At 73.4% G+C, this 24,068-nt stretch carries 19 protein-coding genes; 12 read left to right on the top strand and 7 right to left on the bottom strand.

The features are described 5' to 3' along the window. Positions 1-68: 68 nt before the first annotated feature. From EDD40_RS18365 to EDD40_RS18335, 7 genes are all read left to right on the top strand, one after another. A complete protein-coding gene (locus EDD40_RS18365) occupies positions 69-1,421 on the top strand; it encodes an MFS transporter (RefSeq protein ID WP_123744003.1) in 1,353 nt (450 codons plus the stop codon). Between the two features lie 119 nt (positions 1,422-1,540). Further along, the gene (nirB, locus tag EDD40_RS18360; RefSeq protein ID WP_123744002.1) at positions 1,541-4,045 is read left to right on the top strand and encodes a nitrite reductase large subunit NirB; all 2,505 of its coding nucleotides are present in this window, start codon (positions 1,541-1,543) and stop codon (positions 4,043-4,045) included. After that, complete coding sequence (nirD, locus tag EDD40_RS18355) at positions 4,042-4,362, top strand: nitrite reductase small subunit NirD (protein ID WP_123744001.1); 321 nt, start codon at positions 4,042-4,044, stop codon at positions 4,360-4,362. The genes nirB and nirD overlap by 4 nt, the downstream gene beginning before the upstream one ends. Further along, entirely contained in the window at positions 4,359-5,474 is a 1,116-nt protein-coding gene (locus EDD40_RS18350) for a uroporphyrinogen-III synthase (RefSeq protein ID WP_123744000.1), read from the top strand. Before nirD ends, EDD40_RS18350 begins: the two co-directional genes overlap by 4 nt. Beyond that, positions 5,471-6,136 carry a sirohydrochlorin chelatase gene (locus tag EDD40_RS18345; RefSeq protein WP_123743999.1) on the top strand — a complete coding sequence of 222 codons (666 nt, stop codon included), beginning with the start codon at positions 5,471-5,473 and terminating at the stop codon, positions 6,134-6,136. The genes EDD40_RS18350 and EDD40_RS18345 overlap by 4 nt, the downstream gene beginning before the upstream one ends. Positions 6,137-6,322: 186 nt before the next feature. Beyond that, positions 6,323-7,282: a pirin family protein gene (locus EDD40_RS18340; protein ID WP_123743998.1), complete on the top strand. Its 960-nt coding sequence runs from the start codon at positions 6,323-6,325 to the stop codon at positions 7,280-7,282. Continuing rightward, on the top strand, positions 7,279-7,668 hold the full coding sequence (locus EDD40_RS18335) for a tetratricopeptide repeat protein (RefSeq protein WP_123743997.1): 390 nt from the start codon (positions 7,279-7,281) through the stop codon (positions 7,666-7,668). Before EDD40_RS18340 ends, EDD40_RS18335 begins: the two co-directional genes overlap by 4 nt. On the opposite strand, the gene EDD40_RS18330 is transcribed toward EDD40_RS18335, so the two are convergent. Beyond that, positions 7,631-7,957: an MGMT family protein gene (locus tag EDD40_RS18330; RefSeq protein WP_123748116.1), complete on the bottom strand. Its 327-nt coding sequence runs from the start codon at positions 7,955-7,957 to the stop codon at positions 7,631-7,633. The genes EDD40_RS18335 and EDD40_RS18330 overlap by 38 nt on opposite strands. A gap of 112 nt (positions 7,958-8,069) precedes the next feature. Here EDD40_RS18330 and EDD40_RS18325 point away from each other — a divergent pair, with 112 nt between their 5' ends. Both EDD40_RS18325 and EDD40_RS18320 read left to right on the top strand, forming a co-directional pair. Continuing rightward, positions 8,070-11,243, top strand: coding sequence for an ATP-dependent helicase (locus EDD40_RS18325; RefSeq protein ID WP_123743996.1), 3,174 nt, complete (start codon positions 8,070-8,072; stop codon positions 11,241-11,243). Positions 11,244-11,313: 70 nt separating this feature from the next. Next, entirely contained in the window at positions 11,314-14,847 is a 3,534-nt protein-coding gene (locus EDD40_RS18320) for an ATP-dependent helicase (RefSeq protein WP_123743995.1), read from the top strand. On the opposite strand, the gene EDD40_RS18315 is transcribed toward EDD40_RS18320, so the two are convergent. Beyond that, positions 14,844-15,380 carry a hypothetical protein gene (locus tag EDD40_RS18315; RefSeq protein ID WP_123743994.1) on the bottom strand — a complete coding sequence of 179 codons (537 nt, stop codon included), beginning with the start codon at positions 15,378-15,380 and terminating at the stop codon, positions 14,844-14,846. The genes EDD40_RS18320 and EDD40_RS18315 overlap by 4 nt on opposite strands. Positions 15,381-15,459: 79 nt before the next feature. Then, positions 15,460-15,840: a DoxX family protein gene (locus EDD40_RS18310; protein ID WP_123743993.1), complete on the bottom strand. Its 381-nt coding sequence runs from the start codon at positions 15,838-15,840 to the stop codon at positions 15,460-15,462. Positions 15,841-15,909: 69 nt separating this feature from the next. Here EDD40_RS18310 and EDD40_RS18305 point away from each other — a divergent pair, with 69 nt between their 5' ends. Together EDD40_RS18305 and EDD40_RS18300 are read left to right on the top strand one after the other, a co-directional pair. Next, positions 15,910-17,322 carry a M20/M25/M40 family metallo-hydrolase gene (locus EDD40_RS18305; protein WP_123743992.1) on the top strand — a complete coding sequence of 471 codons (1,413 nt, stop codon included), beginning with the start codon at positions 15,910-15,912 and terminating at the stop codon, positions 17,320-17,322. Then, positions 17,319-18,386, top strand: coding sequence for a potassium channel family protein (locus EDD40_RS18300; RefSeq protein WP_123743991.1), 1,068 nt, complete (start codon positions 17,319-17,321; stop codon positions 18,384-18,386). The genes EDD40_RS18305 and EDD40_RS18300 overlap by 4 nt, the downstream gene beginning before the upstream one ends. A gap of 67 nt (positions 18,387-18,453) precedes the next feature. On the opposite strand, the gene EDD40_RS18295 is transcribed toward EDD40_RS18300, so the two are convergent. Together EDD40_RS18295 and EDD40_RS18290 are read right to left on the bottom strand one after the other, a co-directional pair. Then, positions 18,454-19,938, bottom strand: a complete 1,485-nt coding sequence (locus tag EDD40_RS18295) for a sensor histidine kinase (protein WP_246037722.1) — start codon at positions 19,936-19,938, stop codon at positions 18,454-18,456. Continuing rightward, positions 19,935-20,612 carry a response regulator transcription factor gene (locus EDD40_RS18290; protein ID WP_123743990.1) on the bottom strand — a complete coding sequence of 226 codons (678 nt, stop codon included), beginning with the start codon at positions 20,610-20,612 and terminating at the stop codon, positions 19,935-19,937. The genes EDD40_RS18295 and EDD40_RS18290 overlap by 4 nt, the downstream gene beginning before the upstream one ends. 867 nt (positions 20,613-21,479) lie before the next feature. On the opposite strand from EDD40_RS18290, the gene EDD40_RS18285 reads away from it, so the two are divergent. Continuing rightward, entirely contained in the window at positions 21,480-21,917 is a 438-nt protein-coding gene (locus tag EDD40_RS18285) for a hypothetical protein (RefSeq protein ID WP_148088836.1), read from the top strand. Here the strand turns inward: EDD40_RS18285 and EDD40_RS18280 are convergent. Continuing rightward, a complete protein-coding gene (locus EDD40_RS18280; protein ID WP_123743988.1) occupies positions 21,887-22,786 on the bottom strand; it encodes a neutral zinc metallopeptidase in 900 nt (299 codons plus the stop codon). The two genes, EDD40_RS18285 and EDD40_RS18280, sit on opposite strands and share 31 nt — an antisense overlap. A 15-nt stretch (positions 22,787-22,801) precedes the next feature. Further along, entirely contained in the window at positions 22,802-24,043 is a 1,242-nt protein-coding gene (locus tag EDD40_RS18275; protein ID WP_281277797.1) for a neutral zinc metallopeptidase, read from the bottom strand. Positions 24,044-24,068 lie beyond the last annotated feature (25 nt).

Raw genomic sequence — 24,068 nt, 5'->3', positions numbered from 1 at the left:
CCGAACGTCGGGGTAACGGGCCGTTCTTACGGTTCCCACAACGGGAAATCGGTGTCCGGGAGGGTCCAATGAGCACGGTGGTGGAGACCGAGGGCGTTGCGCCGCAGGCGAAGCGCGGCGGTCGGTGGATCGAGCACTGGGAGCCGGAAGACCCGTCGTTCTGGGAGGCGCGGGGCAAGCGGATCGCCCGCAAGAACCTGGTCTTCTCGATCCTGGCGGAGAACCTGGGCTTCACGGTGTGGAGCCTGATGAGCATCGTGGTGGTGAGCCTCGGCCAGGTCGGCTTCAGCTTCAGCGTCGGCCAGACGTTCTGGCTGCTGATCGTGCCGAACCTGGTCGGCGCGGTGCTGCGCATCCCCTACACGTTCGCGGTGCCGAGGTTCGGCGGGCGGGCGTGGACCACCATCAGCGCCGGCCTGCTGCTGATCCCCACCACGATGCTGGCGATCGCGGTGTCGGACCCCGGCACGCCGTACTGGTTCTTCCTGCTCACGTCGGCCGCGATGGGTTTCGGCGGCGGCAACTTCTCCTCCTCCATGGCGAACATCTCGTTCTTCTACCCGGAGGGCAAGAAGGGCCTGGCGCTCGGCCTGAACGCGGCGGGCGGCAACCTCGGCGTGGCGATGGTGCAGCTGGTCGTGCCGATCGTCATCTCGCTGGGCACGGGCATCAACCTGGCCTACGCGGCGCTCGTCTGGATGCCGTTCGTCGTGGTCGCGGCGGCGTGCGCGTGGTCGCTGATGGACAGCCTCACCCAGGCCAAGCCGGACGGCTCGTCGTACAAGAAGGCCATGTCGAACAAGCACACGTGGGTGATGTCGTTCCTGTACATCGGCACGTTCGGCTCGTTCATCGGCTTCTCGTTCGCGTTCCCGTCGCTGATCAAGCTGAGCTTCGTCGAGTACAAGGGCTTCGTCGCGCTGGCCTTCCTCGGCGCCCTCATCGGCTCGGTGAGCAGGCCGTTCGGCGGCTGGCTCGCCGACCGGTTCGGCGGCGCGCGGATCACCGTGGCCGTGTTCGTCGGCCTGGCCGTCGGCACGGTCGGCCTGCTGGTCAGCATCGAGGTCCGCAGCTTCGCGCTGTTCTTCGGCTCGTTCATCGCGCTGTTCGTGCTGGCCGGCATCGGCAACGGCTCGACCTACCGGATGATCCCGGCGATCTTCGCCGCGCAGACCGACGACATCCGCTCCGCCAAGCGGCAGGCCGCCGCCGTGGTCGGCATCGCGGGCGCGATCGGCGCGTTCGGCGGCGTGCTGGTGAACCTGGTGTTCAAGTTCTCCCTCGAGGGCAGCAAGACGCTCGCGCCCGCGCTCACCGCGTTCCTCGTGTTCTACGGCCTCTGCCTGGCCACCACCTGGTGGTTCTACCTGCGGCGGCGGGTCTTCGCCCGCGTGCCGAGCCTCGCCTACGCCGGGGTGTGACGCACACAACGCTCTGAAGTGCGGCGTGAGGCTGCTTTAACGCCTGCGCAACATTCGCGACCTTGGCACGACACGGTGCCCGGTGAGCATTGACCCGGGCGGAAGAAGGGATTGGTCCCATGACGCGAACGCTCGTAGTGGTCGGTCACGGCATGGTCGGGCACCGTCTCGTGGAGGCGCTCCGCGAGAAGGACGCCACCGACCAGTGGCGGATCGTCGTGTTCGCCGAGGAGACCCGCCCCGCCTACGACCGGGTCGCGCTGTCGTCTTACGTGGACAGCTGGGACGCGGGGTCGCTGAGCCTCGCGCCGCACGACGACGACGCGGTCCAGCTGCACCTGGACGACAAGGTCGTGCACCTCGACCGGGACGCCAAGGTCGTGCGCACCGCGAAGGGCCGGGTGCAGCCCTACGACGCGCTGGTGCTGGCCACCGGCTCGGTGCCGTTCGTGCCGCCCGTGCCCGGCCGCGACCTGCCCGGCTGCCACGTCTACCGCACCATCGACGACCTGGACGGCATCCGCGCCACGGTCGAGTCGGCCCGCGCGGCCGGCCGGCACGCGGGCATGGTGCTCGGCGGCGGCCTGCTCGGCCTGGAGGCGGCGAACGCGCTGCGCGGCATGGGCATCTCGCCGCACGTGGTCGAGCTGGGCCCCCGGCTGATGCCGCTCCAGGTGGACGAGGGCGGCGGCGGCCTGCTCAAGCGCCTGGTGGAGAAGCTGGACCTGACCGTGCACACCGGCACGTCCGCGTCCTCCATCGAACCGGACGGCGAACGGCTCATCGCCAAGCTCTCCAACGGCGTCGAGCTGGACCTGGACGTCGTGGTGTTCTCCGCGGGCATCCGGCCGCGCGACGAGCTGGCCCGCTCGTTCGGCCTGGCGGTCGGCGAGCGCGGCGGCATCGTCGTCGACGAGGCGTGCCGCACCTCCGACGAGCACATCTACGCCATCGGCGAGTGCGCCAGCCTCGACGGCGTGGTGTACGGCCTGGTCGCGCCGGGCTACTCGATGGCCGAGGTGGTCGCTGACCGGCTGCTCGGCGGCGCCGCGCGGTTCCCGGGCGCCGACATGTCCACCAAGCTCAAGCTCCTCGGCGTGGACGTCGCCTCGTTCGGCGACGCGCACGCCAAGCAGGAGGGCGCGCTGGAGGTCGTCGTCAACGACGCCGTGGCGGGCACCTACGCCAAGGTCGTGGTGTCCGACGACGCGAAGACCCTGCTCGGCGGCATCCTGGTCGGCGACGCGTCCAAGTACACGTCGCTGCGGCCCCTGGTCGGCAGGGCCCTGCCCGGCGACCCGGTCGCGCTGATCGGGCCGGAGGGCGGCGTCGAGCTGACCCTGCCGCACGACGCGCAGGTGTGCTCGTGCCACGCGGTCACCAAGCAGCAGATCGTGGACGTGGTGAACTCCGGCGAGGCCGTCGACGTGCCGGGCATCAAGACCTGCACGAAGGCGGGCACCGGCTGCGGCTCGTGCGTGCCGATGCTGAAGAAGCTGCTCTCCGAGTGCGGCATCGAGCAGTCCCGCGCCCTGTGCGAGCACTTCGACCACTCGCGCGCCGACCTGTTCGAGATCATCCGCTCCACCGGCATCACCACCTTCACCGAGCTGATCTCCCGGCACGGCCGCGGCTCCGGCTGCGACCTCTGCAAGCCCGCCGTCGCCTCGATCCTCGCGTCCCTGGACAACGGGCACGTGCTGGAGGGCGAGCAGGCCGCCCTCCAGGACACCAACGACCGGTTCCTGGCCAACATGCAGCGCAACGGCACCTACTCGGTCGTGCCGCGCATCCCCGGCGGCGAGATCACGCCGGAGAAGCTGATCGTCATCGGCGAGGTCGCCCGCGACTTCGGCCTCTACACCAAGATCACCGGCGGTCAGCGGATCGACCTCTTCGGCGCCACCGTCGACCAGCTCCCGGAGATCTGGAAGCGCCTGGTGGACGCCGGGTTCGAGTCCGGGCACGCCTACGGCAAGGCGCTGCGCACGGTGAAGTCGTGCGTCGGCACCACGTGGTGCCGCTACGGCGTGCAGGACTCCGTGTCGCTGGCCATCGCGCTGGAGCTGCGCTACCGCGGCCTGCGGTCGCCGCACAAGCTCAAGTCCGCCGTGTCCGGCTGCGCGCGCGAGTGCGCCGAGGCGCGCGGCAAGGACTTCGGCATCATCGCGACCGAGAACGGCTGGAACCTCTACGTCGGCGGCAACGGCGGCTTCACCCCGCGCCACGCCGACCTGATCGCGTCCGACGTGGACACCGAGACCCTGATCAAGCTGATCGACCGGTTCCTGATGTTCTACATCCGCACCGCGGACCGGTTGCAGCGCACCTCGACGTGGATCGAGTCGCTGGAAGGCGGGCTTGACCACCTGCGCGACGTCATCGTCGACGACAGCCTCGGCATCTGCGCCGACCTGGAAGCGGCGATGGCCAAGCACGTGGACAACTACGCCGACGAGTGGCGCGGCGTGCTGGAGGACCCGGAGAAGCTCTCCCGCTTCACCTCGTTCGTCAACGCGCCCGGCACGCCCGACCCGACCATCAGCTTCCGCGAGGAGCGCGGCCAGAAGGTGCCGGTTCTGCTCGGTGTTCCCACTGTTGGCCAGGCGGAGGTTTCCCGATGACACCTGTGTGCGAGTTGAACGCCCTGCAGCCCGACCGGGGGGTGGCGGCCCTGCTGCCCGACGGCTCCCAGGTGGCGGTCTTCCTCACCTCGGCCGGGACCGTGCACGCGCTGGGCAACATCGACCCGTTCAGCGGCGCGGCCGTGCTGTCGCGCGGCATCGTCGGTGACCGCGGCGGCGTGCCGGTGGTCGTGTCCCCGGTGTACAAGCAGGCGTTCGAGCTCTCCACCGGCAAGTGCCTGGACGACCCCTCGACCGGGGTGCCGGTGCACCCGGTGGTCGTGACCGACGGCATCATCCAGGTCGGGTCACCGTGAACGCCGCCCCGCTGGCCGGGTACACGGTCGGTGTGACCGCCGCCCGGCGGGCCGACGAGCTCGGCGCCCTGCTGGAGCGCAAGGGCGCGACCGTGCTGCACGGTCCCGCCATCCGGATCGTGCCGCTGCCCGACGACGCGGAGCTGCTGGCCGCGACCAAGGCGGTGGTGGAGGAACCGGTGGACGTCGCCGTGGCGACCACCGGCATCGGCTTCCGCGGCTGGGTGGAGGCCGCGGAGGGGTGGGGGCTCGGCGCGCGCCTGCTGTCCCGGCTGTCCGGGGCGCGGGTGCTGGCCAGGGGGCCGAAGGCGCGGGGCGCGGTGCGTGCCGCCGGGTTGGTGGAGGCGTGGTCGCCGGAGGGGGAGAGCAACGCCGAGCTGCTCGACCACCTGCTGCGGTCCGGTGTGTCCGGCCGGCGCATCGCCGTGCAGCTGCACGGCGAGCCGCTGCCGGAGTTCACGTCGACCTTGCGCGCGGCCGGTGCCACGGTCGTCGAGGTCCCCGTCTACCGCTGGACCGGCCCGTCCGACCCCGCGCCTCTGGAACGGCTGCTGGAGGCGGTGCTGGCCGGCCAGGTGGACGCGCTGACGTTCACCAGCGCGCCCGCCGCCGCTTCCGTGCTGCGGACCGCCGAGGCCATGGGCAGGCAGGCCGAGCTGGTCTCGTTGCTGCGCCGGGAGGTGCTGGTGGTGGGCGTCGGCTCGATCACCGCGAGCCCGCTCGTCGCGGCCGGCGTGCCGGTGGTCCAACCCGCCCGCGCCCGCATCGGCGCGCTGGCCCGTGAACTGACCCTGGAACTGCCCGCCCGCGCCACCAAGCTGCGCATCGCGGCCCGTGACGTGGAGCTGCGCGGCCAGGCGGTGGTCGTGGACGGCGAGCTGCGCCCCGTCCCGCCCGCGCCGATGGCCGTGCTGCGCGTCCTGGCCGCCGCGCGCGGCCGGGTCGTGTCCCGCCGCGACCTGCTGGCCGCGCTGCCCAGCGGCGGCGAGGAGCACGCCGTGGAAACCGCCGTCGGCCGGCTGCGCTCGGCGCTGGGCGAACCGCGCATGGTCGCCACCGTCGTCAAGCGCGGTTACCGCCTGGCCATGGACCCCGCCGGAGTGGCCGTATGACCCTGGTTCTCGTCGCGCACGGCACCCGCGACCCCGCCGGCGCCGTCGTCGTGGAGGAAATCGCCTCCCTGGTCCGCGCCCGCCTCGGCGGCGTACCCGTGCGGGTCGCCTACGCCGACGTGCGGCAGCCGGACGTCACCTCCGTGCTGGGGTCCGTCGCCGGCCCGGCCGTCGTCGTCCCCGCCTTCCTGGCCGCCGGCTACCACGTCCGGGTGGACATCCCGGCGCAGGTGGCGGCCTCGGGCCACCCCGACGCGGTGATCACCGACCCGATCGGCCCGGCCCTCGTCCCGGCGCTGCTGTCCCGCCTGGCCGAAGCCGGCTGGACGGCGGGCGACTCGGTGGTCCTGGCCGCGGCGGGCTCCTCCGACCCCCGCGCGCTGGCCGACGTCCGCGCCATCGCCACCGCCCTGTCCCGCCGGGTGGGCCCGGTGAGCATCGGCTACGCCGCCACCGCCGAACCGCGCATCGGCGACGTGGTCGCCTCCGCCTCGGGTCGCGTGGCCGTCGCCTCCTGGCTGCTGGCGCCCGGCCTGTTCCACCGCGTCGTCGCCGACTCCGGCGCCGCCGTCGTCGCCGCCCCGATCGGCGCCCACCTGCGCGTCGTGGAAGCCGTCCTGCTGCGCTACTACGAGGCCCGCTGCTTCCAGGACGTCGCCTGACCCGCGAGTCCTACGTTCAAATCGCGCGTGTCCTACGTCCGGAACGCGCGTGTCCTACGTTCGCGCACCCCGAGTTGAACGCTCGGGCGCGGGCGGGCGCGCGGGCGCGGAATAGTTGAGGGTTCAACCAGGTTGACTCGGGCGAGCCGCCGGAACCAGGGGCGGTCACCCTTCGAGGAGGCAGCCATGCCCGCCGTCACCGCCGACACCCTGACCCTGCCCCGTCTCCCGGAGCTGCCCGAAGCCACCACGGCGTGGCGCGGGGTGCGCCGGGTCGTGCGGGCGCAGCGGTTCCTCGAAGGCGAGGGCTTCCAGGTCCGCCGCCCGTTCCCGGGCGTCGAGCTCGCCGACGCGGACCCGTTCCTGCTCCTGGACCACATGGGCGCCGTCGAGTACGGCCCCGGTGAGGCGAAGGGCGCGCCCTGGCACCCGCACCGCGGCTTCGAGACCGTCACCTACATGATCGACGGCGTCTTCGAGCACCGCGACTCGACCGGCGGCGGCGGGGTGATCACCAACGGCGGCACCCAGTGGATGACCGCGGGTTCCGGCGTGCTCCACTCCGAGCTGCCGTCGCAGGAGCTGGTGGCCCGGGGCGGGCTGTTCCACGGCGTGCAGCTGTGGGTCAACCTGCCGAAGGCCGCCAAGTGGACCCCGCCGCGCTACCAGGACATCAAGCCCGAGAACACCAGGCTGCTGTCCAGCGACGACGGTGGCGCGCTGGTCCGGGTGATCGCCGGCGACGTGGCGGGCCACCAAGGCCCCGGCATGACGCGCACGCCGATCACCTACCTGCACGCCACGCTCACCGCCGGGGCACGGCTGACCCTGCCGTGGCCGGAGGACTTCACCGCGATGGTGTACGTCCTGTCCGGACGCGGCACGGTCGGCGCGGACCGCCGCCCGCTCGAAGAGGGCCGACTGGCCACCTTCGGCGACGGCGCCGCGCTCACCATGCGGGCCGGCACCACCTGGGACGTCCTGGTCCTGGGCGGGCTGCCGCTGCGCGAGCCGGTCGCCCGCTACGGGCCGTTCGTGATGAACACGCGGGCCGAGATCCTGCAAGCCGTCGAAGACTTCCAAGCCGGGCGACTGGGCGTCACGCACGTGCCGCACGTCACCGCGGCGGACGAGGAGCTGTCATGACCGATGTCCGCGAACTGCTGCGCAAGGGACGCCTGTTCCGCGCGTCCGGCGACCCGAGCGGCGCGGCGCGCTACCTGGCCGAGGCCGCCGAGCACGCGCCGGAGGACCGGACCGTGCTGACCGAGCTCGCGCTGGCGCACTTCCAGTCCGCCGCGCTGGGCAAGGCCGAAGGCGTGCTGAAGACCCTGGTGGACCTCGACCCGTCGGACGGCTACACGCGGCTGCTGCTGGGCCGCACGCTCAGCCGCCAGAGCAGGCACGCCGAGGCGCTGCCGCAGCTGCGCCTGGCCGCCGCGATCACCCGGGACCCGGAGGTCGGGTCCGAGGTGGCCCGGGTCGAGGCTCGGCTCAGAACAGGGCCGGAGGCTCCTCCGCCTTCTCCTTGACCGCGTCCTCCCAGCGGTACGTGCGCAGGTCGACCTTGCTCCCCTCGACCACCACACCCTCCTCGCGCAGCCGTTGCAGCTGCTCGTCGGCGATGTGGGGCGCGCACGTGCCGTTGGCGCGGAGCACCCGGTGCCACGGCAGGTCGAGCCCGTCCTGGTTGAGCACCTGCCCGACCAGGCGGGGCGACGGCGCGCGGGCGATGTCGGCGACGTCGCCGTAGGTCGCGACCCGGCCGCGCGGGATCCTGCGCACGACGGCGCGAACCATCTCGTGCAACTCTTCGTCCACCCGCACAGTGTCGCAGGCGTGGTGCCGCTGCTGCGCAGACGGCGGGCACGCCTCGCCGGGACGCGACCCCGCGAGGCGTGCCGCGCGGGGCGTGTCGGGGGTTCGTGGTTCCATGCTCCCCGTGGCAGGGAACAGGGCGCCGTTGTTGGTGCGCCGGGTGCGGCAGGAGGAGCCCCGGCGCGACTGGGACGCGCCCGCACGCGCCGTGTTCGACCACGCGGGCGGGCCGTTGCGGGTGCTCGGCGGTCCCGGCACGGGCAAGACGACGTTGCTGGCCGAGGTCGTGGCGCACCGGGTGCTGCACGGCGGCGTGCACCCGGAGAACGTGCTGGTCCTCGCGCCCAACCGGCGGGCGGCCGGGGCGATGCGCGCCCACATCACCCGCCTGCTGACCGGCGCCCGGGCCGACGGCGTCCTGCCGACCACGCAGGAGCCGCTGGTCCGGACCGTCCACTCCTACGCCTTCGCGGTCCTGCGCGCGCAAGCCGTCCACCGGGGCGAACCCGCACCCCGCCTGCTGTCCGGCCCCGAGCAGGACGCGGTGGTGCGCGAACTGCTCGCCGGTGACGTGAGCATGGGCGCCTTGAAGTGGCCGGAACGCCTGCGTCCCGCGCTCGCGCTGCCCGCTTTCGCGCACGAGCTGCGCGACCTGATGCTCCGCGCCACCGAACGCGGCTTCGCCCCGGAGGACCTCACCGAGCTGGGCCGCCAGCACTCCCGCGAGGAGTGGGTCGCCGCCGGCCTGTTCGCCACCCAGTACGAGCAGGTCAACCTGCTGGCCAGCAGCGGGCAGGGGCACGCGCCGTCGTTCGACGCGGCCGAGCTGGTCGGCAGCGCGCTGCTGGCCTTCCAGACCGAGCCGGACGTCCTGGCCGCCGAGCACCGGCGCGTGCGGCACCTCCTGGTCGACGACGCCCAGCACCTCGACCCGTTGCAGCACGAGCTCATCCGCGTGCTGGGCGAGGCCGCGCACGAGTTCGTCCTCGCGGGCGACCCCGACCAGGCCGTGTTCTCGTTCCGCGGCGCGGACCCCACCCTCCTGGCCGAGGCGGACGGCCCGGCGGTCGTGCTCACCGCGGGCTACCGGATGGCGCCGGAGATCAGGGCCGCGGTGGGCCGCCTCGCCGGCCGCCTGCCCGGCGCGTCACCCACCCGAACGGTCTCCCCGGCCGACGGCACGGGCAACGTCCAGGTCCGCCTGTTCGCCTCCGCCGCGCAGGAAGCGAGCTGGGTGGCCGACCAGCTGCGCCGCGCCCACCTGATCGACGAGGTGCCGTGGTCGCACATGGCCGTCGTGGCGCGCTCGGCCACCAGGTCGCTGCCGGTCCTGCAACGCGCGCTCCTCGCGGCGGGCGTCCCGGTGGCCGTGCCGCGCGACGAGCTGCCGCTGGCGCGCCAACCGGCCGTGATGCCGTTCTTGGCGCTGCTGCGCTGCGCGGCCGTGCCCGGCACCCTCGACGAGGACACCGCCGCCATGCTCCTGGCGTCACCGCTCGGCGGCGCCGACCCGCTGGCGCTGCGCCGCCTGCGCCGCGGCCTGCGGCGGCTGGAACTGGCCGCGGGCCGGGACCGCCCGAGCGGCGAGCTGCTGGTCGAGGTGATCGAGTCGGACGACCGGCTGGCCGCGCTGGAGGACGCCGAGGCGCAGCCGGCCCGCCGCGTCGCCGGCCTGCTCCGCAAGGCGCGCAAGGGGATCGCGGACGGCCTGACCGTCGAGCAGGTGCTGTGGGAGCTGTGGCAGACCACGGGCCTGGAGCTGCGCTGGGTGGCGCAGTCCGCGCGGCACGGCACCGTCGGCATGCAGGCCGACCGGGACCTGGACGCGATCGTGGCGTTGTTCGAGGCCGCCGCGAAGTACGTGGACCGGCTGCCCGGCTCGGGCGCCGAGGGTTTCGCCGACTACCTGGCCGCGCAGGAGATCGTCGGCGACACGCTGGCCGCCGCCGCGCCCACCGGCGAAGCGGTGTCGGTGCTGACCGCGCACGCCGCCGCGGGTCGCGAGTGGACGGTCGTGGCGGTGCCGGGCGTGCAGGAGGGCAGCTGGCCCGACCTGCGGCTGCGCGGGTCGCTGCTCGGCGTGGAACGCATGGTCGACGTGGTCGCGGGCGTGTCGACCGAAACGGTGTCCGCGGTCGCGCCGATCCTGGCCGAGGAACGGCGGCTGCTGCTCGTCGCGGCCAGCCGGGCCCGGCGGACGTTGCTGGTCAGCGCGGTGCGCGGGGAGGACGAGCAGCCGTCGCGATTCCTGGACGAGATCGAGGAGCTGTCGACCGACGAGCCGGAACGGCCGACGTTCACCCCCGAGCGCGGGCTGGTGCTGGCCGAGCTGGTCGGCGAGCTGCGCCGGGTCGTGTGCTCCGACGACGAGCCGGCCGGGCGCCGGGACCGCGCGGCGGCGCAGCTGGCCCGGTTGGCGGCGCAGGGCGTGCCGGGCGCGCACCCGGATTCGTGGTACGGCTTGGCGGAGGTCACCACCGACAGTCCCCTGTGGACCGACGAGCACACGGTCAGCGTGTCGCCGTCCACCGTCGAGACGCTGGCGAAGTGCCCGCTGCGCTGGGTCGTCGAACGGCACGGCGGGCAGGACCCGGCCGAGCTGGCGTCGATCACCGGCACCCTCGTGCACGCGCTGGCGCAGGCCGCCGCGACCGGCGCGAACGAGAAGGAGCTGCGGGTCAAGCTGGACGAGGCGTGGGCCGCGGTGGACGCGGGCGCGCCCTGGTTCTCCCGGCGCGAGCGGATCCGGGTGGAGCGGATGCTCGACACGTTCCTGGGCTGGCTCGCGTCGAGCCGCTCGCAGCTCACCCAGGTCGCGGTCGAGGAGGAGATCTCGGTCGAGATCCCCCGACCCGACAGCGGCCCGAAGCTGCGCGTGCGGGGCCGCGTCGACCGCCTCGAGACCGACCGCGACGGCCGGCCGGTCGTCGTGGACGTGAAGACCGGCAAGTCGCCGGTGAGCAAGGACAAGGCGCAGGAGCACCCGCAGCTCGCCGTCTACCAGCTGGCGACGGCGTTGGGCGGCTTCACGCACCTGGGCCTGGGCACCGACCCCGGTGGCGCGCGCCTGCTGTACGTGGCCAAGGAGGACCGCAAGACCGGCGCTGTGGAGCGGGAGCAGGTGCCGCTGGACGAGCAGGGCGTGCGGGTGTGGCTGGAGGCCGTGCAGCTGGCCGCCGGGTCCAGCGTCGGGCCGTCCTACCAGGCCAGCGAGAACGCGGACTGTGACCGCTGCCCGGCCCGCACCACCTGCCCGGTGCACTCCTCCGGCCGCCAGGTCAGCCACTAGCGCGGTCCTGACCAGCCAATTCGGCCTCGCCCTGCGGGTCGCCGAAGCCGGCCGGACCCGACCACGGAGAATGCGGGACGTGGTCGTGCCGAACGGGGTCGAACGGGTGGCGGGTGAGCCGGTGGCGCTCGCCGGCCCGTTCGAGGTCGCCGAGGCGCTCGGCCTGCCCAAGCCGACGCCCGAGCAGGCCGCCGTCGTCGCCGCGCCCACCGCGCCCGCGCTGGTCGTGGCCGGCGCCGGGGCGGGCAAGACCGAGACGATGGCCGCCCGCGTGGTCTACCTCGTCGCCAACGGCTTCGTCACGCCCGACCGGGTCCTCGGCCTGACGTTCACCCGCAAGGCCGCGCGCCAGCTGTCCGACCGGGTCCGGCTGCGGCTGCGCCGGCTCGGCGGCTCCACCCTGCTCGACCGGCTCGACCCCACCGGCGAACGCCGGGCCGCGGTGCTGACCACCGAGCCGGTCATCCTGACCTACCACGCGTACGCGGGCAGGCTCGTCGGCGAGCACGGCCTGCGGCTGCCCGTGGAGCCGGGCGTGCGGCTGCTCACCGAGACGGCGGCGTGGCAGCTCGCGCACCGCGTCGTGTCGACCTGGAACGACGACCTCGACACCGACAAGGTCCCCGCGACCGTCACCGGCTACCTGCTCGCGCTGGCCGGCGAGCTGGGCGAGCACCTGGTCGACCCGGTCACGCTGTGGCGGCACGCCGAGCGGCTGTGCGCGGTGATCGAGAACGCGCCCAAGACCGCCCGGCAGCGCGACGGCCTGCCGGAGTCGCTGAAGGCCGTGGTGAACGCCCAGCGGTTGCGGGTCAACCTGATCCCGCTGCTGGAGGCCTACCAGGCGCGCAAGCGGCGTGAGGCGGCGATGGACTTCGCCGACCAGATGTCGCTGGCCGCCCGGCTCGCGTCGGAGCACCCGGAGGTCGTGCGCGGCGAGCGGGAGCGATACGGGGCCGTGCTGCTCGACGAGTACCAGGACACCGGCCACGCCCAGCGCGTGCTGCTGCGGTCGTTGTTCGGGCGGGGCGAGCCGATGCCCGTGACGTCCGTGGGCGACCCGGCGCAGGCCATCTACGGCTGGCGCGGCGCGTCGGCGGCGAACCTGCCCCGGTTCGTGCACGACTTCCCGCCCGCGAAGAAGTACGGCCTGCTCACCAGCTTCCGCAACCCGCCGGAGGTGCTGGCGCTGGCCAACGCGGTGTCCGCGCCGCTGCGCGCCACGGGCCTGGACGTGGACGAGCTGCGGGCCCGTGACGGCGCCGGGCCGGGCGACGTGCGGATCGGGCTGTTCGACGACGTGCGGCAGGAGCTGGACTGGGTGGCCGACACGGTCGCCGCGCAGTGGGAGCAGCACCTGGACGGCAGCGACGAGCCGCCGACCGCCGCCGTGCTGGTGCGCCGCCGTTCGGACATGGCGAACATCGCCGCGGCGCTGCGGGAACGCGGCCTGCCGGTCGAGGTCGTCGGCCTGGGCGGGCTGCTGGACGAGCCGGAGGTGCGCGACCTGACCAGCGCCCTGCGCGTGCTGGTCGACCCCCTGGCGGGCACCGCCGCCGCCCGGCTGCTCACCGGTTCGCGCTGGCGGGTCGCCGCCTACGACCTGGCGGCGCTGTGGACGCGGGCACGTGACCTGGCGGGCGCGCCGAGCAGGCAGTCCGTGGCGGCCGACCCGCTGGCCGTGATCGCCGACGCGCTGCCCGGCGAGCACGCCGAACAGGCCGGTCTCGCGGACGCCCTGGACGACCCGGGCGACCCGACCGCCTACTCCGCCGAGGGCTACCGGCGCATCCGGCGGTTGGGCGCGGAGCTGTCGTCGTTGCGCCGCCGCCTGGTCCAGCCGCTGCCCGAGCTGGTCGCGGACGTCGAGCGCACCCTGCTGCTGGACATCGAGGCGATGGCCCGACCGGGCGGTGTCGGTCGGGCGCACCTGGACGCGTTCGCCGACGTGGTCAACGACTTCGCCGCCGCCAGCCCCTCGGCCACCCTGCCCGCGCTGCTGGACTACCTCTACACCGCCGAACAGGCCGAGGACGGGCTGGAACCCGGCGAGGTGGAGGTGGCCGAGAACCGGGTGCAGGTGCTGACCATGCACTCGGCGAAGGGCCTGGAGTGGCACATCGTCGCCGTGCCGCACGTGGTGAAGGACGTGTTCCCGGGCCGGAAGAAGTCGTCGAGCTGGCTGCGCTCGGTGGCGGAGCTGCCCGCCGAGCTGCGCGGTGACGCCGAGGACCTGCCGAAGCTGCGCATCGCGCCCGACGCCAACCGCAAGGAGGTGGAGGAGGCGCTCGCCGGGCACGAGGACGACTTCGACGCCAGGCGGCTGGTGGAGGAGCGGCGGCTGCTGTACGTGGCGCTGACCAGGTCCGAGCACAGCCTGCTGGTGTCGGGGCACTGGTGGGGCGAGACCGGCGACAAGCCGAAGGGGCCGTCGGCGTTCCTGACCGAGATCCGGGAGGCGGTGCTGGCCGCCGACCACCCGCCCGCCGACATCTCCCACTGGGCGGCCCGGCCGGCCGACGACGAACCCAACCCGCTCGCGTCGCAGACGAAGACGGCCCAGTGGCCGACCGACCCGCTGGGCAAGCGCCGTGCCGCCGTGGCCGGGGGAGCCGAGCTGGTCCTGACCGCGCTGGACCGCCACCTCTCCGCCCCTCCCGCCCCACCCGCCGAACCGTCCGCGGCCGACCTCGACCTGCCCCCCGAGCCCCCGGCCGACGACCTGCCCCCCGACCCGCTGGACCTGCCCGAACCCCCGGACCACGAGCCGGACTTCGAGCCGGATTTCGAGGCGGACTTCGAACCGGGTGCGGAGCCGGAGTTCGGGCCGGACCACGAGCCGGACTCCGCGGTCCCGCCGCCACCCGACGCCCCCGGAACGTCCGAAGAAGTCGAAAGCCCCGAAAACTCCGAGGTCTTCGACGACGACGACCCGGAGGGCTGGGCCCGCGACGTCGACGTGCTCCTCGCCGAACGCGCCGCCGCGGCCGACCGCCGGGAACGGGTCGTCCTGCCCGACCACCTGTCGGTCAGCCAGCTCGTCGAGCTCGCCGCCGACCCGGACCTGCTCGCCCGCCGGCTGCGCCGTCCCCTGCCGTTCCCGCCCAACCCGCTGGCCCGCCGCGGCACCGCGTTCCACACCTGGCTGGAACAGCGGTTCGGCGCGAGCCGCCTGTTCGACCTGGACGAGCTGCCCGGCGCGGCCGACGACGGCGCGGCGCCGGACACCGACCTCACCCGCCTGCAGGACGCTTTCCTGGCGAGCTCGTGGGCCGACCGCGTGCCGCACGACGTCGAGGTGCCGTTCGAGGCGGAGATCGACGGCCTGTCCGTGCGCGGCCGGATGGACGCGGTGTTCGCCGACGACGACGGCGGCTGGACCGTGGTCGACTGGAAGACCGGCGCGGTGCCGGAACCCGACCGCCTGCCGGCGCTGTCGGTGCAGCTCGCGGCCTACCGGCTGGCGTGGGCGGCGTTGACCGGCACGCCCGTGGAGAAGGTGCGGGCGGCGTTCCACTACGTCCGCCAGGACCACACGCTGCGCCCCGCCGACCTGCTGGACGCCGACGGCCTGCGCGAGCTGATCCGCTCGATCCCGGCCTAGGTGTTCACCCGCGCGTGCGCGGGCACTTCCTTCAACACCCGGTCGTAGAGCACTTCCAGCAGCCACCGCCCGAACAGCGACGGCCCGAACTCCGTCGACCGGTCCTCCGGCGGCACCAGCAGCTCGGCCGCGCCCGAGGCGTCCACCGCGACCACGCCGATGCCGTAGTAGTCCAGTTCGATCAGCGGCCACGCCTGCTTGCCCAGCGGCGCCGGGAGCACCACCGAGCAGGGCGCGAGCGTCATCAACGTCCCGCACGACTGCAACGCGCGGTCCACCGTGGACTCACCCACCAGCACACCGACCAGCTCGACGGCCGGCACGGGCAGCCGGTCGTGCGCCGACGGCTCGAACCACGAGCGGAACCACGAGGGGTCGGCCTGCGGCGGCCAGCCGTTCGCGCTGCGCCACTCGTGCACATCGGCACGAACCCGCACGACGGCCGACACCTGGTGACCCAGCACGGCGACGTCGGGCACGACGATGCCGCGCCAACCCAACGCCGACGCGGCCGGGTGGAGGAGCGGTTGCACTCGGGCATCCTAGGACTGGTTGCGGTTTCAATGACAGACCCTCGGCCGCGCTGGGTGTCGAACCCAGTGCCGAGAGTGATCAGGGAGTTGAGCGTCCCACGCGCAAGGCCCACAGGATCAGCGGCACCTGCAACGGCAACCGCCCGTACGCGACGGCCTTCACCCTGGGTGACTTCGCCCGCAGGTCGTAGGCCATCTTGACGTTGGCCGGGAACACCGCCGCGAAGAATCCGGCCGCCAACTTCCCGCCGACACCCCGCGTGCGCGGCACGGCCACCGTCGCCGCCAGCGCCAACTCGGCGACCCCGGACAGGTACGTCCAGGTCCGGGGCTTGCCGGGCAGCGCGCGCGGCACGATCGCGTCGTAGGGCTTCGGCTTGGCGAAGTGCGTGACACCCGCGACGCCGAGCAGCCCGGCCAGCGCGAGCGCCGACCGGGAACGGGAACGAGTGGGTTCCATGGGGTCACCCTGTCACGTCGTCCGGCGAACGGCGCTCCCAGGGTTCCTCCGGGGTTATCCTCCCCCACCGTGAGCGGTGATCCCGAAAATCCCGGACAGCCCGAGCGGGCGGCCGTCGCCGCGTTCGCCGACGACTTCCTCATCGGCCTGCGCGAGTGGCTGGCCATCCCGTCGATCGGCGCCGACCCGGCCCACCACGGCGACGTGGCCGCTTCCGCGCACTGGCTGGCCGACGCGCTGCGCCGCGACGGGTGGCCCGACGTGCGGGTCTGGGACGAGGGACCGGCACTGCCCGCCGTGTACGCCTGCCGGCCCGCCGCCGATCCCGAAGCGCCGACCGTGCTCGTCTACGGCCACCACGACGTGCAGCCGGTCGACCCGGTCGAGCAGTGGCACCACCCCCCGTTCGAGGCGACGGTGATCGGCGAGGAGCTGGTCGGGCGTGGCGCCAGCGACGACAAGGGCCAGGTCGCGATGCACCTGCTCGGCGTGCGGGCGCACCTCGCGGCGACCGGCGCGGCACAGCCCTCGGTGACGGTGAAGCTGTTCGTGGAGGGCGAGGAGGAGTCCGGCTCGCCGCACCTCACCCGGCTGCTCGACGAGCACCGCGACGACCTCGCGTGCGACCTCGTGGTGTTCACCGACACCCCGCTGTACGGGCGTGACGCGCCGACCGTGTGCACCGGTCAGCGGGGGGTGTACGGGGCGGAGGTCGTGTTCACCGGCGGGAGGTCCGACGTGCACTCCGGGCGGGCCGGCGGCAGCGTGCCGAACCCGGCGACGGCGATCGCGCGGCTCGTCGCGGCGCTGCACGACGAGGACGGGCGCGTCCAGCTGCGCGACTTCTACGCCGATGTGACCGAACCCACCGCCGCCGAACGCGCCGACTACGCGGCGTTGCCGTTCGACGAGGCGGAGTGGCTGGCGAACGCCGGCGGAGCCCGAGGCCTGGCCGGCGAACCCGGCTGGTCGACCCTCGAACGGGTCTGGGTGCGGCCCACGGCGGAGGTCAACGGCATCGAGGGCGGCTACACCGGGCCGGGGCTGAAGACGATCGTGCCCGCGCGGGCGTCGGTGAAGCTGTCGTTCCGGCTCGTGCCCGACCAGCGGCCGGAACGGGTGGCGGACGCGCTGCGCGAGTTCGTGGCCCGGCACACCCCGGCCGGGCTGCACGCCGAGGTGATCGCGCGCGGTGACGGCGTGCCGCCCTACGCGGTGGACGTCTCCCACCCGGCCGTGGAGGCGGTGCGCGACGCCGTGCAGGCCGCGTTCGACCAGCCCGTGCGGTTCAGCCGGACAGGTGGCTCCGGTCCGGCGGCGTTGCTGCACGAGTGGCTCGGTGTGCCGGTCGTGTACCTCGGCGCGACGTTGCCGGATGATCGGATCCACGCGCCCAACGAGCGCGTCGTCGTGCCGCTGCTGCTCCGCGGCGCCGAGGCCGCCGCCCGGTTGTGGCGGCTACTCCCGGAGAGGCTGTCATGATCCGCCGCATCAACCCGGGCGAGCCGCTGGCCGAACGGCCCGGCCACTCGCTCGTCGGCGTGGTCAGGATGCCGGACACGGTGCAGAGCCCGGTCCGCGCGATCCTGAAGCGGGTGGTCGGTGCTCTGGGCGCGCTCGCGGCGGCCGTGCTGATCGTCTACATCGACCGCGACGGCTACCGTGACGTCAACGGGGACGGCCTGTCCCTTCTGGACGCGGTGTACTACGCGACCGTGTCGCTGTCGACCACCGGGTACGGAGACATCGCCCCGGCCAGTTCGTCGGCGCGGCTGGTCAACGTCCTGGTGATCACCCCCCTGCGAGTGCTCTTCCTGATCGTCCTGGTCGGCACGACCCTCGAAGTGCTCACCGAGCGTTCGCGGCAGGCGCTGCGCATCCAGAAGTGGAGGATCAAGGTGCGGGACCACGTCGTCGTCATCGGGTACGGCACGAAGGGCCGGTCCGCCGTGAGCGCCCTGCTGGGCGACGGCGCCGAGCCGGGCTCGATCGTCGTGGTCGACACCACCCAGGAGGCCTTGGACGCCGCGTCCGCCATCGGCCTGGTCACCGTCCACGGCTCCGGCACCAGCAACGACGTCCTGCGCGTGGCCGGCGTCGCCCGCGCCCGTGCCGTGGTCGTCGCCGCGAACCGCGACGACACCGCCGTCCTGGTCACCCTCACCGCCCGCGAGCTGGCGCCGAAGGCGCAGATCGTCGCTTCGGTGCGGGAGCGGGAGAACGAACACCTGCTGCGCCAGTCCGGCGCGGACTCGGTGGTGGTCTCCAGCGAGACGGCGGGCAGGCTCCTCGGGATGGCCACCGCCACCCCGTCCGTGGTCGACATGGTGGAGGACCTGCTGACCCCGGACGCGGGCCTGGCCATCGCCGAGCGGGACGTGGAGCCGTCGGAGATCGGCGGGTCGCCTCGCCACCTGCCGGACATCGTGCTGGGCGTGGTGCGCGACGGCACCCTCTACCGGGTGGACGCCCCGGAAGCCGACGCCGTCGAAGCGGGCGACCGCCTCCTCTACATCAAGAAGGTCACCCCACCCCGCGAAGCCTGACCACTCCACCCCGACCGCCCACCCGGCACCGGACTTCGGCCCACCCGCCACCGACGCCGGGTGGGCGTCATTCGGCCAACGGAATCCGCACCTCGAACGCGGCCCCGACCGAATCACCCCTCCGACCGCCTCCACCCACCTCGCCCAGCTCCCCGCCCTGCCGACCAGCGCCCGCCCCAGGCGGCCCGCCGACCTGCGGAGCGGCGGCTGCGGTGGGTGGCACGCCGCCCTGCCCCTGCTTCTCCGCCTCAGCCTCAGCCTCCGGACCGGCGACTGGAGCGGGCGGTGCCAGGTCCATGTCCGGTGTGGCGGTGGCGGTGGCGGCTTGGTCGGGGTCGATGCAGGACAGCTCGCCGCCGTGGGCGCGCGCGATACCGCGGGCGATCGGGAGTCCCAGGCCCGAGCCGCCGGAGCGCTGGTCCCTGGCCTCGTCCAGGCGCACCAGCCGGTCGAAGATGCGTTCCCTGTCCTCCGGCGGCACGCCCGGACCGTTGTCGGTCACGACCAGCAGGGCGAAGCTGCCCACCCTGGACACGCGCAGCCGCACCCTGCCCGACGGGCCGGTGGCCTGGCGGGCGTTGTCGGCCAGGTTCGCCAACACCTGGGCCAACCGCTGCGGGTCGCCTGAGACGAACGCCGGCTCGCCCTCCGCGACGATGTCGAAGTCCGGCGCGAGCAACCGCGTCCGCGCCACCTCGGCCTCGGCCAGCGCGAGCAGGTCGACCCGTTCCCGGTGCAGTTCGAGACCGGCTTCGATGCGTGCCAGCGCCAGCAGGTCGTCGACCAGCCGCCCGGCCCGCCGCGACTCGCGCACCAGCAGCAGGTTCAGCCGCTCCCGCTCCTCGGCACTGGCGGTCTGCATCAGCGCTTCCGCGACCGCCTGCACGCCCGCGATGGGTGTCCTCAGCTCGTGCGCCGCGTCGGCCACGAACCGTTTCGTCCGCTCCTCCGATCCCTCCAACGAGTCCAGCATGTCGTCGAACGCGGCGGCCGTCCGACCGAGTTCGTTGTCCGCCCGCGACGGGTTGAGCCGGTACCCGCGGTTGCCGCGCGCGATCGACCGGGCCAGCGTGGTCATCGCGTCCAACGGCGCCAACGCCCGCCGGACCACCAGCAGCATCGCCCCGATCGTCACGGCCAGCGCGCCGATCCCGGCCAGCAGCAGCAACCGCCGCAGCCTGGTCTGCGCCGCCGTGATCACCGCGGTCTCCGCGTACACCGTGATCTTCGACCCGTCGATCAACTGCCGGCTGACTTCGTTCGCCACCTCCTCGTCCGGCTTGTTCCCGAACCCCGTCCCGTCCGGCATGACCAGCCAGACCTCCACGCCCCGGCCTTCGAGCCGGTTCGCCAGTTCCGCCCCGCGCACCCGCTGCTTGACCAGCTGCTGCGCCACCCGCGCCTTCTCCAGCAGCGCGGTGTCGACGTCCCGCTTGGACTGCGCCGCGAACAGCGCGTCCACCAGCAGCACGACGCCGATCAGCACGACGCCGAGCACCCCGATCGCGGACAGCGTCACCCGTCGGCGCAGCGAGACGGTCCGCAGGCTCACGTCTCGTCCGCTCTGAGCACGTAGCCCAGCCCGCGCACGGTGTGCAGCAACCGCGGCCCGTGCTCCTCCAGTTTGCGGCGCAGGGCGCTGACGTGGACCTCGACCAGGTTCGGGTCGTAGTCCTCGTAGCCCCACACCGCAGTGAGGATCTGCGTCTTGCCCACCACCCGCCCGCGCTGCGCGGCCAGGTACCGCAGCAGGCGCAGTTCGGTGGCGGTCAACTCGACCGGCGCGTCACCCCGCAGCACGACCGCCGAGTCGGCGTCCACCACCAGGTCGCCGATCTGCACGGTCGACGGCGTCCGACCCAGCCGCCGCAGCACCGCGCTCACCCGGGCGACCAGCTCGGCCAGCACGAACGGCTTGACCACGTAGTCGTCCGCGCCCTGGTCGAGCCCGCGCAGCCGGTCGGACACCCCGTCCCGGGCGGTCAGCATCACCACCCCGGCCCCGCACGTCCGCCGGATGACTTCCAGGAGCATGAAGCCGTCCCGGCCGGGCAGCATCACGTCGAGCACCACCAGGTCCGGCCGGAACCGGACCAGGTCGCCCTCCAGGTCACGACCGTCCGGCCGGACCTGCACCTGGTAACCCGCGTCCCGCAAGGCGGAACTCACCGCGGCGCCGATCGCCTCCGCGTCCTCGATCACCAGCACCCTGGCAGCAGTCGACACCTCCTTATTCTGCGTCGCGTCGCCCAGCACGGCCGCAAGGCCGTGACGAGGCCGGACAAGTGGCGGTCACCCGTCAGGGCCTGCCTGGGCATCGCCGCACCACCTGTCGTCACTTGTGGGCGGTTGGTCGCGAGGGGCGATGACCTTGGGGGAGGTCGCGGGTGTTGTCGGGTCAGGCGGTGAGGGCGGGATAAGCCCGGGACAGTGACGGTCATTCGTCAGCGCACCTGCCCGACCATCGCCGCACCCACCCGTCGCCGCCTGCGGGCGGCTGGTTGCGGCGGGTGATGACCCTCGGGCGAGGTCCTGGGTGTTGTCGAGTCGGGTGGTGAGGCCGGGACGGGGCCGGACGAGTGACGGTTACCCGTCAGCGCCTGCCCGGGCATCGCCGCACTCACCCGTCGTCACCGGTGGGCGGTGTGGTCGCGACGGGGGATGACCTCGGATGAGGTCGCAGGTGTTGTCGGGTCAGGCCGTGAGGGCGGGACGGGCTTGGCGGTGGCGGTCGTCGGTGCGCCCGGAGTCGGCTCGTGTCACCGACCGTGGCCGGCGGTGCGGATCGGGAGCTGTCTTCGAGCGGCCGGGGGTGGTGAAGGTGGCGGTGTTCGAGGGGGTCGGCCGGATCCCGGACCTCTCCGGCGCGGTGGGCGGATCCAGGGGTGGAGATCCCGGCGGGCGGCGCGGTGCGGCATCCGGCGGCGGGCTCGGGGGCGGGCCGGTTCGGTGAGTTTCGTGGTGGGAGGCACGGGTCTAGTGTCGAACAGGAGTTCGAGGGTGGGCAAGATCACGATCAGGTGATGTTTCGGCGGCCGGCGAGGCCGCCGGCCCGCACGACAACCGCCCGCTCCGTCTGCGACCATCCACGCTGTGGCGGTTCCGCGAAGCCCGGTCAGGTGGGCGCTGGTGCTGCTGGTCGTGGGCCTGGTGGCCGTCGCGGCAGCGGTCGCGTTGTGGTGGCCGCGCACGTCCGCACAGGTCCAGAAGGCCCCGGCCACGGTCGTCGCACCGGCTTCCTGCGGCGACGCGGAGGCGTACGACCGGGTCGAACTGACGATCGGTGACCGGACGCACACCGCCAAGCTCGACGGCTGCGGGCATCAGCAGGACGAGGTGGTGGAAGTGGTCGTCCCCGCGGACACCGAGGGGGAGTTCACCGTGCAAGCCGCCGCCAGCACGCCCGAGGGCATGCCGTTCGACGTCCGGCTCACCACGTTGCTGCTGTGCCTGAGCGGCCTGGCCGGCGGCCTCTACGCCTACCTGCTGACCAGGCGTTCTCAGGCGACGGCCGCCGCCGGCGCCGCATAGGTGTTGCACGACGACGTCACGCCGGTCGTGAAGCCCTGCGACGCCCACTCCGACTGGTTGTCCGGGCTGCCGTGGGCGTTCTTCTCCGGCGGCTCCTCCACGGCGTACTGGAAGTCGTCCGCCGCCTCCTGCGCCAACCCGGACCCGATCGACCCGGACGCCGCCACCAGGAACATCCCGGCGAAGCAGTTGGCCTGAAGCTCGATCCGCCGCGACATCTCCAGCCCCGCCGGCGTCTCCTCGCCCGCGTCGACGATCTTGCCGTCCGCCGCGCGCAGCATCCCCGTCAACGCCTGCACGTGGTGCCCGTACTCGTGCGCCAACGTCGCCAGGTGCGATCCGGCGCGCTCTCCGCCGCCGTTGTCGCGCAGCCGCCGCGTGGGCATGTAGATGGTCCTGTTGCGCCCGCAGTAGTACGCGACCGCTTCACTCTCCGCGGGCGCCGAGCCGCACGGTCCCTCGGTCAGGTCCGGCGACGTGTCCAGCGCGGGCGGGTCGAACGGCAGGTTCGCCTGCTCCAGCACGGGCCGCCACGCCTGGTCCAGGCACACCACGCCCGCCTTGTAGTACGCCGACAGCTGCGCGTCCGACACCCCGAACCCCGGCAACGCGCACGCCACCGCGGGCAGCCGCACCGACTCCGTGAGCAGCGGGTGGTCGGCCAGCCGGTGCACGGCGCGCGGCCGCGGGGGCTCCGTCTCGGTGGACTGGGCGACCGTCGCGCCCGGCGCGGCCACCGCCCGGCCGTGGATCCGGCGGGACGTCTCCAGCTGCGTGATGCCGCCGAGGCCCAGCACGCACAACACGATCAACGAGAACACGCCGATGAGGACGATCGGGTTGTTCTTGGGCTCCTCGGGCGTGTGCACGGTCCTCCAGTCGGGTCAGCTGACGTCCGCCGCGCTCGCCACCCAAGTGTTGCACGCGCTGGTCTCGTTGTTTTTGAACCCGTGGTTGACCCAGGCGGCGTTCTTCTCGGGCGCGCCGTGGTCCCGGTTGGGGTAGATCGGGTAGTCGCCCCGGTTCCCGGCGTCCGTCAGGGCCACCGAGATGACGTCGCCGGGCACCGCGCCGTGCGACAGGGGCGCGAGCGTCATCCCGCCGAAGCAGGTGGCCTGCAGCTCCTTGCGGCGGTTCAGGTCGAGCCCCTCGGGGGTGTCCCAGCCGCCCTTCTCGTACTGCGCCTGGCTGGACGCCCGCAGGATGCCGGACAGCCACTGGATGTGGTGGCCGTACTCGTGCGCGAGCTGCCCCAGGTACTTGCCCGGGTGGTTGGGGTTCGCCGAACCCTGTTCGTTCGCGTAGTGGTTCGGCGTCCAGTAGATGGTGCCGTCGCAGTACATGGCCGTGCGGTCGGGGCCCATGGAGCCACACGTGTTGGTGATCTGGGACGTCACCATGACCAGCTCCACCGGCTGGTAGGGCAGGTTCGCGCGCTCGAACGACGGTTTCCACATCGACTCGATGCACGGCAGCGAGGCCCGGAGGAACCGGTCCTGGCCCGCGGGCGAGTAGTCCATCGCCGGCAGGGCGCAGCCGTCGATGTTGAACGCGCCGAGGCCGGCGGCGTGGATCGGGTTGTCGCCCAGCGCGATGACGGCCTTCGGGCCGGCCTTCGGCGTGCTGGTCGACGCGGACCGCCTGCTGCTGGTCTCCGTCTCGGACGTCGTCGTGGTGGTCGTGGTGGTGGGTTCGGGCGTGTAGGTGTAGCTGTCGTACCCGGCGTTGGCCGAGTCGCTCGTGCTCTTGGAGCCGCGGTTCGCGGCGATGATGCCGATCGCCGCCACGCTCAGCACGAGGAAGCCGACGACCAGCACGGCCACCAGCGGGCCCTTGCTCTTCTGCCGGGGCAGCGGCGGGTACGGCATGGGCGCCGGGCCCCAGCCCGGGGGCGGTCCGGGCGGCGGACCCCAGGCGGCGGGCGGCGGCTGGGGCGGGGCCATCGGCGGCAGTTGCGGCGGGCCCGCCGGGTGCTGCTGCGGGGACATCGGGTGCTGCTGCGGCGCGGCCATCGGCGGCGGCATCACGGGCGGTTGACCGGGCCAGGACGGCGGGCCGGGCGGGGGCTGCTGGGCGGGCCACTGCTGGGGCTGCTGGGGCTGTTGGTGGTGCAGCGGCGCGGGCATCGGCGGCGGCCCAACCGGTCGTGGC

It is taken from the genome of Saccharothrix texasensis (genome assembly GCF_003752005.1).
Taxonomy (GTDB): Bacteria; Actinomycetota; Actinomycetes; order Mycobacteriales; family Pseudonocardiaceae; genus Actinosynnema; species Actinosynnema texasense.
The sequence above is the reverse complement of the archived record's forward strand: the minus strand, read 5'-3'. Positions and strand labels throughout refer to the sequence as shown.

Coding starts and splice junctions, on each gene's coding strand:
- EDD40_RS18365 (WP_123744003.1), top strand. CDS start 69: ATGAGCACGGTGGTGGAGACCGAGGGCGTTGCGCCGCAGGCGAAGCGC.
- nirB (WP_123744002.1), top strand. CDS start 1,541: ATGACGCGAACGCTCGTAGTGGTCGGTCACGGCATGGTCGGGCACCGT.
- nirD (WP_123744001.1), top strand. CDS start 4,042: ATGACACCTGTGTGCGAGTTGAACGCCCTGCAGCCCGACCGGGGGGTG.
- EDD40_RS18345 (WP_123743999.1), top strand. CDS start 5,471: ATGACCCTGGTTCTCGTCGCGCACGGCACCCGCGACCCCGCCGGCGCC.
- EDD40_RS18340 (WP_123743998.1), top strand. CDS start 6,323: ATGCCCGCCGTCACCGCCGACACCCTGACCCTGCCCCGTCTCCCGGAG.
- EDD40_RS18335 (WP_123743997.1), top strand. CDS start 7,279: ATGACCGATGTCCGCGAACTGCTGCGCAAGGGACGCCTGTTCCGCGCG.
- EDD40_RS18325 (WP_123743996.1), top strand. CDS start 8,070: ATGCTCCCCGTGGCAGGGAACAGGGCGCCGTTGTTGGTGCGCCGGGTG.
- EDD40_RS18320 (WP_123743995.1), top strand. CDS start 11,314: ATGCGGGACGTGGTCGTGCCGAACGGGGTCGAACGGGTGGCGGGTGAG.
- EDD40_RS18310 (WP_123743993.1), bottom strand. CDS start 15,840: ATGGAACCCACTCGTTCCCGTTCCCGGTCGGCGCTCGCGCTGGCCGGG.
- EDD40_RS18300 (WP_123743991.1), top strand. CDS start 17,319: ATGATCCGCCGCATCAACCCGGGCGAGCCGCTGGCCGAACGGCCCGGC.
- EDD40_RS18275 (WP_281277797.1), bottom strand. CDS start 24,043: ATGCCCGCGCCGCTGCACCACCAACAGCCCCAGCAGCCCCAGCAGTGG.